At 44.9% G+C, this 15,297-nt stretch carries 13 protein-coding genes; 11 read left to right on the forward strand and 2 right to left on the reverse strand.

The features are described from left to right. The first annotated feature begins 9 nt into the window (after positions 1-9). The 7 genes from NATSA_RS00195 to NATSA_RS00225 all read left to right on the forward strand — a co-directional run bounded on the left by NATSA_RS00195 (position 10) and on the right by NATSA_RS00225 (position 6,384). On the forward strand, positions 10-1,200 hold the full coding sequence (locus NATSA_RS00195; RefSeq protein ID WP_210509310.1) for a hypothetical protein: 1,191 nt from the start codon (positions 10-12) through the stop codon (positions 1,198-1,200). A 99-nt stretch (positions 1,201-1,299) separates the two neighbouring features. Further along, a complete protein-coding gene (locus NATSA_RS00200; RefSeq protein WP_210509311.1) occupies positions 1,300-1,662 on the forward strand; it encodes a hypothetical protein in 363 nt (120 codons plus the stop codon). A gap of 10 nt (positions 1,663-1,672) precedes the next feature. Further along, positions 1,673-2,557: an SCO family protein gene (locus tag NATSA_RS00205; protein ID WP_210509312.1), complete on the forward strand. Its 885-nt coding sequence runs from the start codon at positions 1,673-1,675 to the stop codon at positions 2,555-2,557. A gap of 27 nt (positions 2,558-2,584) precedes the next feature. Then, complete coding sequence (gene coxB / locus NATSA_RS00210; RefSeq protein WP_210509313.1) at positions 2,585-3,532, forward strand: cytochrome c oxidase subunit II; 948 nt, start codon at positions 2,585-2,587, stop codon at positions 3,530-3,532. Between the two features lie 4 nt (positions 3,533-3,536). Continuing rightward, positions 3,537-5,246 carry a cytochrome c oxidase subunit I gene (gene ctaD / locus NATSA_RS00215; RefSeq protein ID WP_210509314.1) on the forward strand — a complete coding sequence of 570 codons (1,710 nt, stop codon included), beginning with the start codon at positions 3,537-3,539 and terminating at the stop codon, positions 5,244-5,246. Positions 5,247-5,334: 88 nt separating this feature from the next. Further along, on the forward strand, positions 5,335-5,991 hold the full coding sequence (locus tag NATSA_RS00220) for a cytochrome c oxidase subunit 3 family protein (protein WP_210509315.1): 657 nt from the start codon (positions 5,335-5,337) through the stop codon (positions 5,989-5,991). Between the two features lie 90 nt (positions 5,992-6,081). Further along, positions 6,082-6,384 carry a cytochrome C oxidase subunit IV family protein gene (locus NATSA_RS00225; RefSeq protein WP_210509316.1) on the forward strand — a complete coding sequence of 101 codons (303 nt, stop codon included), beginning with the start codon at positions 6,082-6,084 and terminating at the stop codon, positions 6,382-6,384. An 87-nt stretch (positions 6,385-6,471) separates the two neighbouring features. On the opposite strand, the gene NATSA_RS00230 is transcribed toward NATSA_RS00225, so the two are convergent. Beyond that, positions 6,472-7,389 (reverse strand): type 2 periplasmic-binding domain-containing protein, encoded by a 918-nt coding sequence (locus tag NATSA_RS00230; RefSeq protein WP_210509317.1) that lies wholly within the window; start codon positions 7,387-7,389, stop codon positions 6,472-6,474. Positions 7,390-7,863: 474 nt separating this feature from the next. Between NATSA_RS00230 and NATSA_RS00235 the strand changes: the two genes are divergently transcribed. From NATSA_RS00235 to NATSA_RS00245, 3 genes are all read left to right on the forward strand, one after another. Beyond that, positions 7,864-9,180, forward strand: a complete 1,317-nt coding sequence (locus tag NATSA_RS00235) for a glycoside hydrolase family 2 TIM barrel-domain containing protein (protein ID WP_210509318.1) — start codon at positions 7,864-7,866, stop codon at positions 9,178-9,180. A gap of 201 nt (positions 9,181-9,381) precedes the next feature. Then, on the forward strand, positions 9,382-11,010 hold the full coding sequence (locus NATSA_RS00240) for a sodium:solute symporter (RefSeq protein ID WP_210509319.1): 1,629 nt from the start codon (positions 9,382-9,384) through the stop codon (positions 11,008-11,010). Between the two features lie 175 nt (positions 11,011-11,185). Continuing rightward, entirely contained in the window at positions 11,186-12,205 is a 1,020-nt protein-coding gene (locus NATSA_RS00245) for a LacI family DNA-binding transcriptional regulator (RefSeq protein ID WP_210509320.1), read from the forward strand. Between the two features lie 287 nt (positions 12,206-12,492). Here the strand turns inward: NATSA_RS00245 and NATSA_RS15645 are convergent, their stop codons facing one another. Continuing rightward, a complete protein-coding gene (locus NATSA_RS15645) occupies positions 12,493-13,371 on the reverse strand; it encodes a T9SS type A sorting domain-containing protein (RefSeq protein ID WP_336244661.1) in 879 nt (292 codons plus the stop codon). 593 nt (positions 13,372-13,964) lie between these two features. Here NATSA_RS15645 and NATSA_RS00255 point away from each other — a divergent pair. Continuing rightward, positions 13,965-15,086, forward strand: coding sequence for a family 16 glycosylhydrolase (locus NATSA_RS00255; protein WP_210509322.1), 1,122 nt, complete (start codon positions 13,965-13,967; stop codon positions 15,084-15,086). Positions 15,087-15,297: the final 211 nt, after the last annotated feature.

Raw genomic sequence — 15,297 nt, forward strand, 5'->3', positions numbered from 1 at the left:
AACATGAGTATGGATCATCAACAGACAACACTGACCGACCGCCTGACTTTTCCAGCAGAGAATCGCATCAGCACCGGGTTTATCGCCGTTGGCGTACTTGGAGTTGCGCTTAGCCTCATCGGACTGGTTGTCAACACCGAGCAGTTTTTCTTCTCTTATCTCACAAGTTTTGCATTTATCGCCAGCCTTGTTCTTGGTGCTCTGTTCTTTGTCATGATCCAGCATGTCACCCGGTCAAGCTGGAGTGTTGTACTGAGACGTATCCCCGAAACCATGTCGCTTCAGTTGATATGGCTTGGCGTGCTTTTCCTGCCTGTCCTTTTCGGAATGCAGTTTCTGTATGAATGGAGCAGACCCGAGATGATCGCAACCGATGAACTGGTCCAATACAAAAGGCCTTACCTGAACATGCCCTTTTTTATCATCCGGAATGTCATCTATTTCTCTGTCTGGGCATATCTTGGCTACAAACTATATAAAAATTCAGTCAGTATGGACAGATCAGCTGACCCGGAACTGGACAGAAAACAGCGGGTTCTGAGTGCACCCGGCCTGCTGCTTTTTGCTTTTACCGTTGCTTTTGCTTCTTTCGACTGGCTGATGTCGCTTGACCAGAACTGGTTCTCTACCATGTTTGGAGTCTACTATTTTGCTATGAGCTTCCAGGCCGTGCTTGCCGCAGTCCTGGTTGTGATTCTTTACCTTTTCAGCAAAGGCCTTTTGACCAATACGATCAACAAGTCACATATACAGGATCTCGGAGGCCTTTTATTCGGGTTTACCGTATTCTATGCTTACATTGCTTTCAGCCAGTTTCTGCTGATCTATTATGCCAATCTGCCCAAGGAAACACTTTGGTTTTACTACCGTTTCGAAGGCAGCTGGATCGTGCTAGCCTGGCTGTTTCTTATCGGCCGCTTTGTTCTTCCTTTTGTGCTCCTGCTTGGAAAAAAAGCCAAAACGAACTACAGACTGCTTATGGGAGTATCCGTATGGATACTTCTTCTCCAGTTCCTTGAGATGTTCTGGATAGTCATGCCGATTCTTCACGAAGGGGCTTTTTCCTTTCACTGGCTTGATATTACCCTTCTTCTCGCATTTTTCGGAATATCTGCCGGACTCTTTTTCAGGCAGTTTGCCAAACACAGCATGGTTCCCAAAAATGACCCGCTGTTGATTGAATCACTTAACAAGCATTGATTTAAATCAATTTGCATGTAGTTTTTTTGGAATGAATACGTATCTTCATGCTGTTTATATTGACACCATAAATAATGCGGCGCTCCGCGCTTTTATAATATGAATAACGAGTCGGATCCCGGAAATCAATATCAGAAAGATTTCGAAGACTCCATCCAGTATGGAGTTTCTTTTGACAATGTTAATCTACGTACTGTTTCCTTCTGGATTGTTCTCGGCATAATAATCGTCGCGATTATTTTGTACGGGGTGTACAACATGTATACATATAATCAGTTTCTTTCAAGCCAGCAGGCTGCCATTGAAGCTGAGTTTCATGAACTTGAGGAAATGCGGGAGCGCGATCAGGAACGGCTGCACTCCGTTAGCATGGTCGATGAAGAAGAAGGCCGGTACCGCATCCCCATTGACAGTGCCATGACACTGATAGTCAGACAACATACCAATGATAACCAGGAGTGAAACTGCCGCTATGTCTGCACTGGCAAACTACACAATCAAACGATCTCACAACCTGCAACCCCGACTGCTTTCAAGTCTGCATGTTTTTTCACTGCTGATCTTTGTGATACTGCTTACTCGGGCACAAATAACATCGGCCCAGGAACACGACGTTCCACCGGAAGAACTTGAAAATGTTGGTGTAACTGAAAAACTGGGTGAATTCGTCTCCGACGATATCACACTTACCAATCAGTACGGTGAGGAAGTGCAGCTCGCTGACTACCTTCATAATGACCGGCCCGTCATCCTTGCCATGGTTTACTATGAATGCCCCATGCTCTGCAATCTGATCCTTCAGGGTTTGATGAAAGGACTCAGCGAGCTTTCCTGGCAGCCCGGAGACGAGTTTGATGTACTTGCCGTCAGTATAAGTCCCACAGAAACTCCCGAACTTGCCCGTGCAAACAAGGAAAACTATCTGGAACAACTCGGCAATCCGGATGCCGCCGACGGATTGCATTTCATGACGGGATCAGAGGAAGAAGTGCGAAGACTGGGCGACCAGGTTGGATTTTACTACGAATGGAATGAGCAGACTCAGGAGTACATGCACGGATCTTCACTCATTTTTCTTTCAGATGAAGGAAAAATATCCCGCTATCTGCACGGTATCGATTATCCGGAACTGATGCTGCGCAACGCGCTCTACGACGCCGCTGACGGACGAATCGGCAGCCCGATGGACCGTGTGGTACTTTACTGCTTTCAGTATGATTCCCAGTCAGGATCCTATGTGCCGGTTGCCGTGAATATCATGAAAATCGGAGGAGTTATAACACTGGTACTGCTTGGCGGATTTCTTGGTTTTTTCTTCCTTCGGGAGCGAAAGTCCAGAACGGAATATGCAACGTAATCAATCAGCTTCGATCAAAAAGATCATATGAACAGAATCATAGAATACATGCTTCCCCCGCAGCGCTCGACCGTAGCTGCTGAAGTGGACAGCCTGTTTAGCTTTATCAACATAGCCGGATTTATTCTGTTTGCCGGAATCATGATTACCATCATCATCTTTGTAATCAAATACCGCAGAAAATCAGAAGATGATGTTACTCCGGTTATCACGCATAACAGTATACTTGAAGTTACATGGACCGTCATCCCTATTTTCCTGATTCTGATTGTATTCAGCTGGGGGTTCCGGGGTTTTTTGACTTTGTCCAGCCCGCCCGCAAACGCGTATGAAATTAATGTCACTGCCGCATCATGGCTCTGGGAGTTTGAGTATCCAACTGGTGGTACCACAGTAAACGAAGTCTTTGTACCGGTGGACAGACCGGTCAAGTTCATAATGCGGTCTGATGATGTCCTTCACTCCCTTTATGTGCCTGACTTCCGGATCAAGATGGACGTTCTTCCCAACCGGTACACTACCACATGGTTTCAAGCCACCGAAACCGGTGAATCCGTATTGTACTGCTCGGAATATTGCGGCACCGGACATTCTGACATGCTTGCCACAGTTCATGTTCTGACTCAGGAAGATTTTGAAGAGTGGCTCGAAACGGGTCTGGAAGTCGATGAGGATATGCCCCTTGCCGAGCTTGGTGAGGCAACATATACCAATGCCGGATGTAATGCTTGTCATTCGCTGGACGGAACGGATCGTGTGGGACCTTCATTAGCCGGCCTGTTTGGTACGGAACGCGAACTTGAAGACGGCTCGGTTGTGGAAGCTGATGAAGATTATATCAGAAGATCCATAGTTGAACCCCAGGCAGAGGTTACAGCAGGTTACCCGGCCAATATGCCCTCCTACCAGGGAAGGCTAAGTGACCGCCAGATAGACGGACTGATCGCATTCATCAAAGAACTGAAAGATGAGTAAACCTATGGCAGAACGCACTGCAAATACTCTTAAAATCCGGGAGTTTCCGGTTGAAGAAAATCCGAAGCATACGTATCTCAATGCTGAGAAAGGTATTCTTTCGTGGCTTATTACTCTTGATCATAAGCGAATCGGTCTGCTCTACCTGGGATCCATAGCTTTCTTTTTCTTTGTTGGCGGGGTTCTTGCCCTTCTGCTCAGAACCGAACTGCTCACTCCGGCAGAAAGCATAATTGATGCGGATACCTACAATCAGATCTTTACCCTTCACGGGGCCATTATGATCTTTTTATTCATCATCCCTTCCATTCCGGCAGCCCTTGGGAATTTCTTCCTGCCTATGATGATCGGTGCCAAGGATGTTGCCTTCCCGAGGCTCAACCTTGCCAGCTACTGGATATATGTGATCGGTGCCGTTTTTGCCCTGTATTCGATTATCAGTGGTGCTGTTGATACAGGATGGACTTTCTATACTCCCTACAGCACTCAAACGGATATGGCTGTGGTGTCCATGACAATGGCCATTTTCATACTGGGTTTCTCCTCCATTCTGACTGGTATCAACTTCATTGTTACGCTGCACAAGCTCAGAAGTCCGGGCCTGAGCTGGAGTAAAATGCCCCTGTTTCTCTGGTCGCTCTATGCAACGGCCATCATACAGATCCTTGCCACCCCTGTTCTTGCTATAACCGTTCTCCTGCTTGCTATGGAACGGATATTTGGTATCGGCATTTTTGATCCTACAATGGGCGGTGATCCCGTACTTTATCAGCATTTCTTCTGGTTCTACTCCCACCCCGCTGTATATATCATGATTGTGCCCGCTTTCGGTATCATTTCCGAACTGATATCCACCTTTTCCCGCAAAACCATATTCGGATACTGGGCCATCGCGCTCTCCAGTCTTGCCATTGCATTTATCGGTTTTCTGGTCTGGGGGCATCATATGTTTGTTTCGGGTCAGTCTGAACTGTCATCAGTGGTCTTTTCTTTCCTGACCTTCTTCGTTGGCGTACCCACCGGAATCAAAATTTTCAACTGGGTGGCAACAATGTACAAAGGGTCTATTGACCTCAAGACTCCCATGCTTTATGCACTTGCCTTCCTTTTCCTGTTTACCATAGGCGGACTTACCGGAATCATGATCGGAGCATTGTCCGTCAACGTACACCTGCATGATACCTACTATATTGTGGCTCATTTTCATTATGTGATGATGGGAGGAACTGTAATTGCCCTGCTTGGAGGATTGCATTACTGGTGGCCCAAAATGACGGGCAGAATGTACAATGAATTCTGGGGAAAAATCACCTGCGGAATCATCTTCGTATCCTTCAATATGACCTTCCTGCCCCAATTCATTATGGGGAGCCAGGGTATGCCCCGCAGGTATTTCAATTATGTCGATCAGTTTCAGGGTTTGCATCAGTTCTCAACCATCGGCTCCTACATTCTTGGCCTGGGCTTTGTCATCATGGCTGTGTACCTGGCCTGGTCATTGTTCAAAGGGCCCCGGGCCACTTCCAATCCATGGAAGTCACGGTCGCTGGAATGGATGGCATCGTCACCCCCGGCGCATCACAATTTTGAATACACACCCGTAATCCTTCATGGTCCGTATGACCACCACAAACCCATGCGTGAATTCCGCATGGGAGTTGCCAGGGAAGATGAAACACATGAGGAACAGGTGACTGCTGAAAAAACTCCGTGATGATAGCTAACGTAAACACGACCGCCGAAGGTAATCTGTAACCAAAACCAGTCCGAACAATAACAGTCAGTATCAACTTGGAAAATGTATGGGGAATCAGAGTATAGCGACTGAAAAAAAATCGCATTTGCAGCATCATTTTGTGGATGAAGATCAACAGTTTGAATCATCCAAGCTGGGTATGTGGATATTTCTTGCTACGGAGATCCTGATGTTTGGCGGTCTGTTTGTCGCATACATCGTATACAGGTCATGGCATCCTGACCTTTTTTATCAGGCGGCTCATGAACTTGATGTTGCTCTGGGTGCAACAAACACCGTGGTGCTGATCGCAAGCAGCCTTACCATTGCCCTTGCCATCAGAGCGGTTCAGCTTGACAAGATCAAGGCATGCATCAACTATCTTGCCGCCACCATTGCACTTGCCGCCACCTTTATGGTGATCAAGTATTTTGAATACATGGAGAAGTTTGAAAAAGGAATTTTCCCGGGTAGTGCATACTCATATGACGGGATCAGTCATGAAATGGCTGTGAATTTTTTCAGCATTTATTACATGATGACCGGACTTCACGGAATTCACGTGGTTATTGGAATGGGACTGATCGGATGGATGATTATCAAGGCTAAAAAGGGATCGGTTCACAGTGGCTACTACACCCCGGTAGAAAACACGGGCTTATTCTGGCACCTGGTTGATATCATCTGGATCTTTCTCTTTCCCCTTCTGTACCTCATCGAATGATTCCGTCTGCTATTCTTCAAAATTTTCCGGTTTGCATAAAATGATTAACAGTCAAACAGAAATGGCAAAACGAAAAGCAAATTCCTGATCATGAGTACACACCACATTTCTACTTTAGCAACACTCATGAGTGTTGCAGCAGCTTTGCTCGTGCTGACATTCTTCACCGTGGCAGTAACCTGGTTCGACATTCCTGCACCATTTGATGTGATTGCTGCTATGGCAATTGCCATAGTCAAAGCAGCACTGGTTGCCATGTTTTTTATGAACCTTTACTGGGACACCAGATTCAACTCCATCGTTCTTCTTCTGTCCGTTTTATTCCTGGTCATATTCATCAGCATAACATTGCTGGATACACTGTTCAGAGATGCCGGCCTGCCAATTTATTAACAGACAAAGGTCCTGCCCGGGGTTGAATTCAGTATCGGGCTTTCTGAAAACCAGCCGGCGGTGCCTTTGATGCACTTGTTGAAGTAATCAGTTCGTCAGGCTGCTCTCAAAATCAGCCATTTCTTCGGGAAGCAGGGGATTTCTCAGTTGTATCACGGTTCGATCAGACAAATTCAACCGATCAATCAGCTCACCATTGTACTTCAGAAATATCTCATCCAGAGTACTTCTTTCAGCTAATATTTTCATCCCTTTTCTGATTCTCTCCGCCACCTCAGGCTCATCCGGATTCACATAAAACAGCATCGGAAACGGATAGTAAATCAGGAGGTGGTCAACCATGACCAGGCCCTCTGTCTCTTCCTTTCTGTAATCGAATACGTTCTCAACCTCATTTGCGCCCAGCGCAGTGAAGTCAAACTCATGATTATGAAGACGTTCAAAAAGATCTTCATAGCTTCCCCCTTCAACCACGTTGTACCCGTTTTCTCTGAACAACCCGGCATCGGTCCATGTATAAGGGACGCCAAAACGCAGCTTTTGAAGCTCCTCCTCACTTTCAATATTTGCGAACAGCTCTGCTTCTTCTTCCCTGACAATCAGGACGCGGTAGCCCAGAATGCCCATCATCACAGATTTGTGCACCATAATCTTTCGTTCATGCTCAAACTTGGGATTGCCAGCTGTAGTCACAGTCAAATCATGCCCAAATTCTCTGAAAACCAGAGACTCGTCATCACCGTGAAGATCTTCGGCACACTCAATCAGCTCCCACTCACCGTATTCATCATTTGTTACCCTGAGCACCTCCTTCAAAACCTCACGTTCGTAATCCCTTCTGACGGTGGTGCGATTCCCGCTCCAAAGATTTAGTTCTCGGCTTTGAACAGCTTTTTCAGACGTTTCCGGATTAATTCCTTTTCCTTCAGCAGGAATGGTGGTAAATCCCAAAATCATGAAGAGGGCTACTATCCACACATGCCTGAAATAAATAAATATTTTCATGATTTAATGCCTTTCTTGGCTAACCATCTGTAATTGTCTGCACGGGATCCTTTATTATTTAAGATTCACATAGCCTCTCTACCTGCAGAATACACTGATTGCAATTTATTTCAAAGCAAAATTTTCATTCCAGTGCAATTTAGTTACTCCCCAAAACCAATCAGAACAAATCATCAAATTACATCAGGCATCCAAAAAATATCGATTTATTGCATATTTTATTCTATTTTATAGCATCCTCTGTGGCTGGCCACAGCAAACAAAAAGCGCAAAATTTTGCATCAGGCACTACACTGCACATTTAACGGACCATTCGGCAATAGTCACTCATATAATGCAACAAATGAACCGGGAACTGATGAAATATGAAATACGCCTCTCAGAGTGTATATTCCGGGAACAGCGCTTGACGACAGTTTCTCATTGCAGCTCATGTGACCAATGTGACCAATGTGACCAAAAAATATTAAACTCATGAATCTATTCTATTTGACCCGAATACTTACAATTGCAATCATATTTACATTTCTCACAACTGAGCCGGTATCAGGCGCAGGTTTATCACATCCGCCAGAACCCATACCGGTTACACTGGAACAGGATGAAGAAGGCAATTACAAAGTCGTTCGGGACGGAGAACCCTACTTCATAAAAGGAGCCGGCGGATCTTCGCGGCTTGATTTGCTGGTGGAATCAGGAGGAAACTCCATCCGGACCTGGAGTACATCTGATGCAGACAGCATCCTTGATGAAGCCCATAAACGGGGATTAACCGTAATGCTTGGAATCTGGCTTGAACATGAACGGCATGGGTTTGACTACGATGATGAGGAATCAGTGGCACGTCAAAAAGAAGAAGTGCGTAAAAAAATATTGCGGTACAAGGACCATCCTGCCCTTCTTGCCTGGGGACTGGGAAACGAGGTGGATCTGATGTACACCAACACCAGGGTATGGCATGCCGTTGAGGATATCGCCCGGATGGTTAAAGAACTGGATCCAAATCATCTTGTCACCACTGTCACAGCCGGCATCGACAAGGAAAAGGCAGCATTGATCATGGAAAAAGTACCTTCAATCGATTTTTTGAGCATTAATACGTATGGAGGACTCGATGATCTTCCGGAACGTATCCGGGAAATCGGCTGGGATGGTGCCTATGCAGTGACCGAATGGGGTCCCACCGGACACTGGGAAATTGATCAGACCGAATGGGAGGTTCCTGTTGAACAAACCAGTACAGAGAAATCGGAAGTCTACCGTTCACGATACCGGGAAGGTATTATGGCCGACCCTGAGCAGTGCATAGGATCCTACACTTTTCTCTGGGGGCAAAAACAGGAAACCACCCCCACATGGTACGGTCTTTTCCTTGAAACCGGCGAAATAACCGAAGTGGTGGATGCCATGCACTATAATTGGACCGGTGAATGGCCTGAGGAACGTGCACCTTCTATACTTTCCTTTACAATCGAAGGCATGTCAGCGCACGATAATGTCTACCTTGCTCCCGGAGAAACGTATGAGGCAACTGTTGAGGGAACCCATCCGCATGATGCATCCTTTGAGATTAGCTGGGAGTTTTTGCCCGAAAGTACAGATATCGGAGCCGGAGGTGATCCGGAAGAACGGCCGGAGACGATTCACGGACTGATAAAAGAACAACATGGTAACACCATTGTTTTTCAAGCTCCTGAAAAACAAGGCCCATACCGCCTTTTCACATATCTTGTCACTGAAGAAAACAGGGCGGCTGTCGCAAATATTCCTTTTTTTGTCGGAGACAAATGAGCGGCAAAGGTCTGAAGCCATTCCAAATATATTTGTTTGGACAGGCATATTGAATATTTTATGTCTTCCTGACAGGCATTCATTGTATGATTGCACTGCTGTACAGGTATGATCAACATTTATCAGTTACTTTAAGTGCTATTGGTTAATGTTTTCTTCGCAGAGTGACCATCATGGCAACTACAAATCCGTGTATTATCCGTGGCTTCTCAAATAGGCATTCTTGATCTGATTATTGTACTTGCCTTTGTTGGCTATATTTGCTGGCGTGGATTCACTGCCTCCAGGAATCAGAAATCACCTGCGGACTTTTTTCTTGCCAGCAGATCCCTGACCTGGCCCCTTATCGGTATTTCTCTTTACGCATCGAACATGTCCAGCAGCAGTCTGATAGGACTGTCCAGCAGTGGCTATGAAAACGGGATCTACGTTTACAATTACGAGTGGATGGGGATCATCCTGCTGGTCATTTTTGCCATTTATTTTGTCCCACTCTACTTAAGGGCAAAACTGTATACCATGCCTGAGCTTCTGGAGAAGCGGTTTGATTTCAGGTCCCGTTATTATTTCTCAACCCTGAGCATACTGGTTAATATTGGCATTGACACTGCCGGAGCGCTTTACGCAGGAGGAATCCTCATTCAAATCTTGTTTCCCGTGGTGGATATGGGAACCGCTATTCTGATTATTGCCATCTCTGCAGGGATGTACACCATTGCCGGCGGACTCAGAGCCGTTGTTTTCACTGATGTACTGCAAGGTATACTGCTTACTGTCGGTTCACTGATACTTACCATAATTCTTTTTAACCATATCGGCTCATGGGAGGCCATTAAAGAAGCAGCTCATCCGGATTCATTTAACCTCATCAGAAGCCGGGACGATAAGGTGCTTCCCTGGCCGGCGCTGATTCTGGGATTACCCCTCTTGAGTTTTTATTTCTGGTGCACCAATCAGCACATAGTACAGCGTGTCCTGGGAGCGCGTTCCATAGATGACGGCCGAAAAGGAGCCATATTTGCAGGATTTCTTAAAGTTCCCGTGCTTTTTATCATGATTTTTCCCGGCATCATGGCCTTGTCCATTTATCCTGAGCTTGACAATCCCAATATGGTGATGCCTCAGTTGATGCTGGATTTTCTTCCTGCCGGCATTCTCGGTTTGGTTCTTGCAGGATTTCTTGCCGCGTTGATGTCCAGCATCGATTCTGCACTGAACTCCGCTTCAACACTGCTTACAATGGATTTTTATAAAAAAATCCGGCCCAGGTCAGACCAAAAAGAACTGGTCCGGATTGGCAGGATTTTTACATTGCTGTTTGTTCTTATTGCCTCTTTATGGGCACCTTATATTGACCGTTTCCCGACATTGTGGGAATATTTGCAGGCGGCACTTTCCTACCTGATCCCGCCTGTTGTGGTTTGTTTCCTGTTCGGATTGTACTGGAAACGTGCCACACCTTTGGCAGCCTTCATGTCCCTGATTGTCGGCGGCTTATCCGCTTTAATTATCATGTTGCTTCATGCTCTGGCGCTGATACCTTACATTCATTTTCTGTATGTAGCTGCCATTCTGTTTGGCCTCAGTTCCCTGACCATGATTATTACAAGCCTGATTGACAAACATCCGGGATTAAGTGAAAGCTTTGCAGATCAGTTCCGTGCGCAGACCGAAGAAGAATCATCACAGACTCCCAGTTCTGATGAAGAAAACAAAACCACAGACATCAAAACTGATACCAGCGTTTCAGGATCCGCTTACATGGATTATCGTTTTTATGCTGCTGTTCTGATGATACTGACTACAGGTGTTGTAATATGGTTCTGGTAATGTCCTTTGATTTTGAACAGAGCATTTTATTAAATCACGTGCGGGGATTAACCTTTTAAATTATTAACAATATTGTCACAAAATATACTTGATTCCATTGCAATTGAGTCTTATTATGCAATAATATTGCATAGCATTTGAAATTTATTTCAGCCAGCCACACACAGAAGAATAAATGAAAGTAACCTTAAAAGACATTGCCCGGGAAACGGGCTATTCCATATCAACAATCTCACGGGTTTTAAGCAATGTTGGCAAAATAAGTCCAAAAGCAAGGGATGAAATAATTCAGGCTGCCAAGAGATTAAACTATCCCGTATCGCGTATCGCAGGGCAAGATATTCCGGGGAAACAGCAGAATATTGCTTTGGTAACGGATTTTCATGAAGGCGAGTTTTATGCTTCCTACTATTACGGAATCGACAGAGCTGCTGCGGAAGAAAAGGTTCGTATTGCCTTGCTGAATGTAGCCGAGCCTCGCAAGAATATTAAGAAGTTCATGTCGGATCTTATTGCCGAAAAATATTTTGATGGAGCGATCATTTTCATACCGGAATTGATCCGTCAGGATTATGAGGATCTTATGAAAATAATCCCGGACCATTTTCACGTGGTTTCCAATGCAATGATCGAAAATCCCTTGCTTGCAACCATCACCTTTGACGGATACAGCGGCGGACACCAGGCTGCCAGACTTTTTCATGAAGCCGGTTATCAAAATGTTGGCATTGTTAAAGGCCCTGCAAGGAAAGCAGAAAGCAGGTTCCGGTACAACGGATTCAATGATTTCGTCTCAAGCGTTCCTGAGATGAATCTGGTCTGGGAATGCGACGGAAATTTTGAATTCAACTCCGGTGTCCAAAGCTTTTATGACCTGGTGGAGAGCGGAAATAAACCGGAAGCAATTTTTATTTGCAACGATTTGATGGCTTCCGCATTTATCGATACCGCGGTGGCCAATAATGTCCGTATCCCGGATGACATTGCCATTCTGGGCTACGATGATCTGCCCATGTGCCGGAATAATAACCCGACTATTTCCTCTGTCCGCACTGATTTTAAACAATTGGGTACTGCCAGTATCCGGTCTTTAAAAAACCGGCATCCAAAAGAAGGTCAGCAGCATGGAGTTCTGAGCCTCATACCGGTATCAATTGTTGAAAGAGAATCTATTTCAACTAAAATTGAAGTGTGAGAAAATCCGAGAACTGCCGTTAGAACTGTTGTAACCTTTTTTTCCGGTACAGCTAGTAATAATCTTTCTGTGATTAAGCAAGCTGCACATTTATACTGAATATAAATGCTGCTCATTTCAAGTTTGCCTCTCCCGTGCATAATCATTGCTGCCGATTGATTGGTGTACCCCGCCAGGAGGCAAAGAGGTAATATGGATGCGCCCTGCCGGGCGCACCAAAAAAATGGGGCGCAAGCAGTATTACCACTTACGCCCCGTACTCAATTGCCAAACTATAACAGGAGAGGTTATTTGACAAGTGTAAGGTTGCGAGTCAACACTTTATCTCCAACCTGGAGTCTGTAAATGTATACACCACTGCTGAGATTGGACGCATCAAACGTAACCGTGTGCTGACCGGCTGACATATGACCGTCTTCCAAAGTTGCAACCTGCTGACCAAGCATATTGTATACTTCCAGTGTAACTTGGGATGCTTCCGGCAACGCAAAATCAATTTGTGTTGTCGGGTTGAACGGGTTCGGATAGTTCTGGCTCAGTTGAAGTGTTTCAGGCTTTTCTGAACCAACCAGTTCGCTGCTGGTGTCGTCAACCTTCACCAGTTGGAAATCATCCAGGAAAAACGTATGGTCTGGTCCACCACCAGGTGTTAGCATTTCACCATCTTCATCTACAAAGTCAACAAATAAAACAACTTTAAAATAGGGAGCTTCCTCAACTCCTAATTCTTCCAGGTTCCATTCCGCTTCTACCCATTCTTCGCTTACTCCTCCGGGTATGGGAATGTGCAAATCACCGGTATCAAAACCGTCACCCTCAAGCTTCACCGTAATTTGTACGTCTTCCCGCGGTGACCAGACTTTTGCTCTGAAGATATAGTCCTGCACCTCGCCTACTTCCATAGGTTCGTCAAGGTCATACCAGAATCCAGCCCATGGCTGTCCACCATCCGTTCTTTCATATTGCAAAACATAATCAGACTCATTCACACCTGACTTGTCCGGGTTCTCAATTCTTTCCAGTGCGGCACCTTCAAAAGGCATAAATGTAACCTGCAGCGTGTCGTCCGCGTCCCGTTCGCCCCATGGGAAATCATCATCCATATTGAAAGTATACGGGAAAGTGATAAGGTGAAATTCTTCTTCTTCTTCCGGTGCTGGTATCACCTGCGCACCTGCATTACTGAACATATACATCGGTATAAGCAACCCGATAAACAGGCACTTAAATAGAACAGTATTTATTTTACTCATAGCAACCTCATTATTTCATCAATTCAATGTTTTCGTTGGGTAGTTTGTCAAATGTGCTCACAACCATACTGGCATATTAGCATCATTCACTAATGAAGTGTACAAACGTTCAGCTTAAAAAGCAATTTTTTTTCTTAAAAAAACAACAAATTTTCACCTGTATTGCGTTTCTATATCAGCGGTAGAACACTGCTTTTCAAATACAGCAGGAATAAATCCTGGATTGCCTCAATTCCTCTTTAACCTATCATTTTTGTTGAATTTTACTGCCAGAAAAGAAATATCAACCAATGTAAATCACACTCCCTGTAACATACAACGGGAAAGACTCACATTTCTTTTTCAGAAGAAAATAGGGCAAATTTATTGCAAAAAGTTTTTATAATGAGCATATTTCCTTTCAAACAAAACATAAGTTGCTTTTATAAAGCGTTAACTTATTTCTAGTAACTCTTTATAAAATAGAATCATAAAATAGAATCTCTCATTTAGCCAGACTCGACAGCATGAGCAATAATAAAACTTCTTCATCTCCACTTCTTGTGATCGTAGCATTGTTTTTTCTGACTCCCTTATCGTCATTAGCACAGGACTGGCAGTTGGTCTGGACTGATGAATTTGAAACCCAGGATCTTGACACAACAAAATGGGAATACATGTACGGAACAGGTTCCATGTACGGTCTAAACAGATGGGGTAATTACGAAGAACAGTATTACACCGACCGTGAAGAGAACATCTTTGTTGAAGATGGTAACCTTCATATTGTTGCCCGTGAGGAAAACCGTGGTGGGATGAATTATACCTCAGCTCGAATCCGGAGCAAGGGCAAGGCCGATTTTCGATATGGAAAGTTTGAAATCCGGGCAAAACTACCGGAGGGTCAAGGACTGTGGCCTGCCATCTGGATGCTGCCAACAGAAGAAGTTTATGGTGAGTGGCCTCAAAGCGGAGAGATCGATATAATGGAACTGATTGGTCACGAACCTGATGTTGTTCATGGTACTGTTCATTACGGTCCTCCTTGGCCCGACAATCAAAGCAGAGGTCATTACTATACCCTGAGTGAGGGAAAGTTCAGTGATGATTTTCACGTTTTTACTATTGAGTGGATGCCGGATCGAATCACCTGGTACGTGGATGATAATTTCTTCACGTTTGTGACACCAAGCAATTTAGAACCCCATAACTGGCCATTTGATGAGAAATTCCATCTCTTGTTGAATGTGGCGGTCGGCGGAATATGGCCTGGCAGCCCCGACGGAACAACCGAGTTTCCCCAGGAAATGATTGTTGATTGGATTCGTGTGTATCAGGATGCCGAGTTGACATCATCAGAAGCTGATGACCTGCAGGATATACCCTCACGTTTTGCATTGCACCAAAATCATCCTAATCCATTCAACCCGACGACCAATATTTCGTTTGATCTTCCTGAAGCCGAACATGTGAATATCCGGGTCTATGATATGCTTGGACGTCAGGTAGCCGTAGCTGCTAATGACAATTTCCAGGCGGGTAATCACACCATTTCATTTGATGCAAGTTCTCTGAGTTCCGGCACCTACATTTACCGAATAGTTACCGACTCTTATCAGCAGTCACGCACGATGCAGTTGATCAAGTAGTCAGTATCACTGATAAAAGTCGATTCGACTTTTATTCCTTCTTGTGTAATGACTATACACCGTGTTGCCTTTGAACTGGCGATTATAACATATAAAATGCCCATAACCGGGCATGTGACCGGACACACAAGTGCATAATTACATCTGGACATGGCATTTTGCTTAAGCGATTCACCGAGCATTTGTCGATGTAAATCCAAAAAAATTATAA

This window comes from Natronogracilivirga saccharolytica (assembly GCF_017921895.1).
GTDB lineage: Bacteria > Bacteroidota > Rhodothermia > Balneolales > Natronogracilivirgulaceae > Natronogracilivirga > Natronogracilivirga saccharolytica.

Bases quoted from the DNA above. Each gene is read 5' to 3' on its own strand.
- NATSA_RS00220 (WP_210509315.1), top strand. From the start codon at position 5,335: ATGGGGAATCAGAGTATAGCGACTGAAAAAAAATCGCATTTGCAGCAT.
- NATSA_RS00205 (WP_210509312.1), top strand. From the start codon at position 1,673: ATGTCTGCACTGGCAAACTACACAATCAAACGATCTCACAACCTGCAA.
- ctaD (WP_210509314.1), top strand. From the start codon at position 3,537: ATGGCAGAACGCACTGCAAATACTCTTAAAATCCGGGAGTTTCCGGTT.
- NATSA_RS00235 (WP_210509318.1), top strand. From the start codon at position 7,864: ATGAATCTATTCTATTTGACCCGAATACTTACAATTGCAATCATATTT.
- NATSA_RS00195 (WP_210509310.1), top strand. From the start codon at position 10: ATGGATCATCAACAGACAACACTGACCGACCGCCTGACTTTTCCAGCA.
- NATSA_RS00200 (WP_210509311.1), top strand. From the start codon at position 1,300: ATGAATAACGAGTCGGATCCCGGAAATCAATATCAGAAAGATTTCGAA.
- NATSA_RS00245 (WP_210509320.1), top strand. From the start codon at position 11,186: ATGAAAGTAACCTTAAAAGACATTGCCCGGGAAACGGGCTATTCCATA.
- coxB (WP_210509313.1), top strand. From the start codon at position 2,585: ATGAACAGAATCATAGAATACATGCTTCCCCCGCAGCGCTCGACCGTA.
- NATSA_RS00230 (WP_210509317.1), bottom strand. From the start codon at position 7,389: ATGAAAATATTTATTTATTTCAGGCATGTGTGGATAGTAGCCCTCTTC.
- NATSA_RS00255 (WP_210509322.1), top strand. From the start codon at position 13,965: ATGAGCAATAATAAAACTTCTTCATCTCCACTTCTTGTGATCGTAGCA.
- NATSA_RS00225 (WP_210509316.1), top strand. From the start codon at position 6,082: ATGAGTACACACCACATTTCTACTTTAGCAACACTCATGAGTGTTGCA.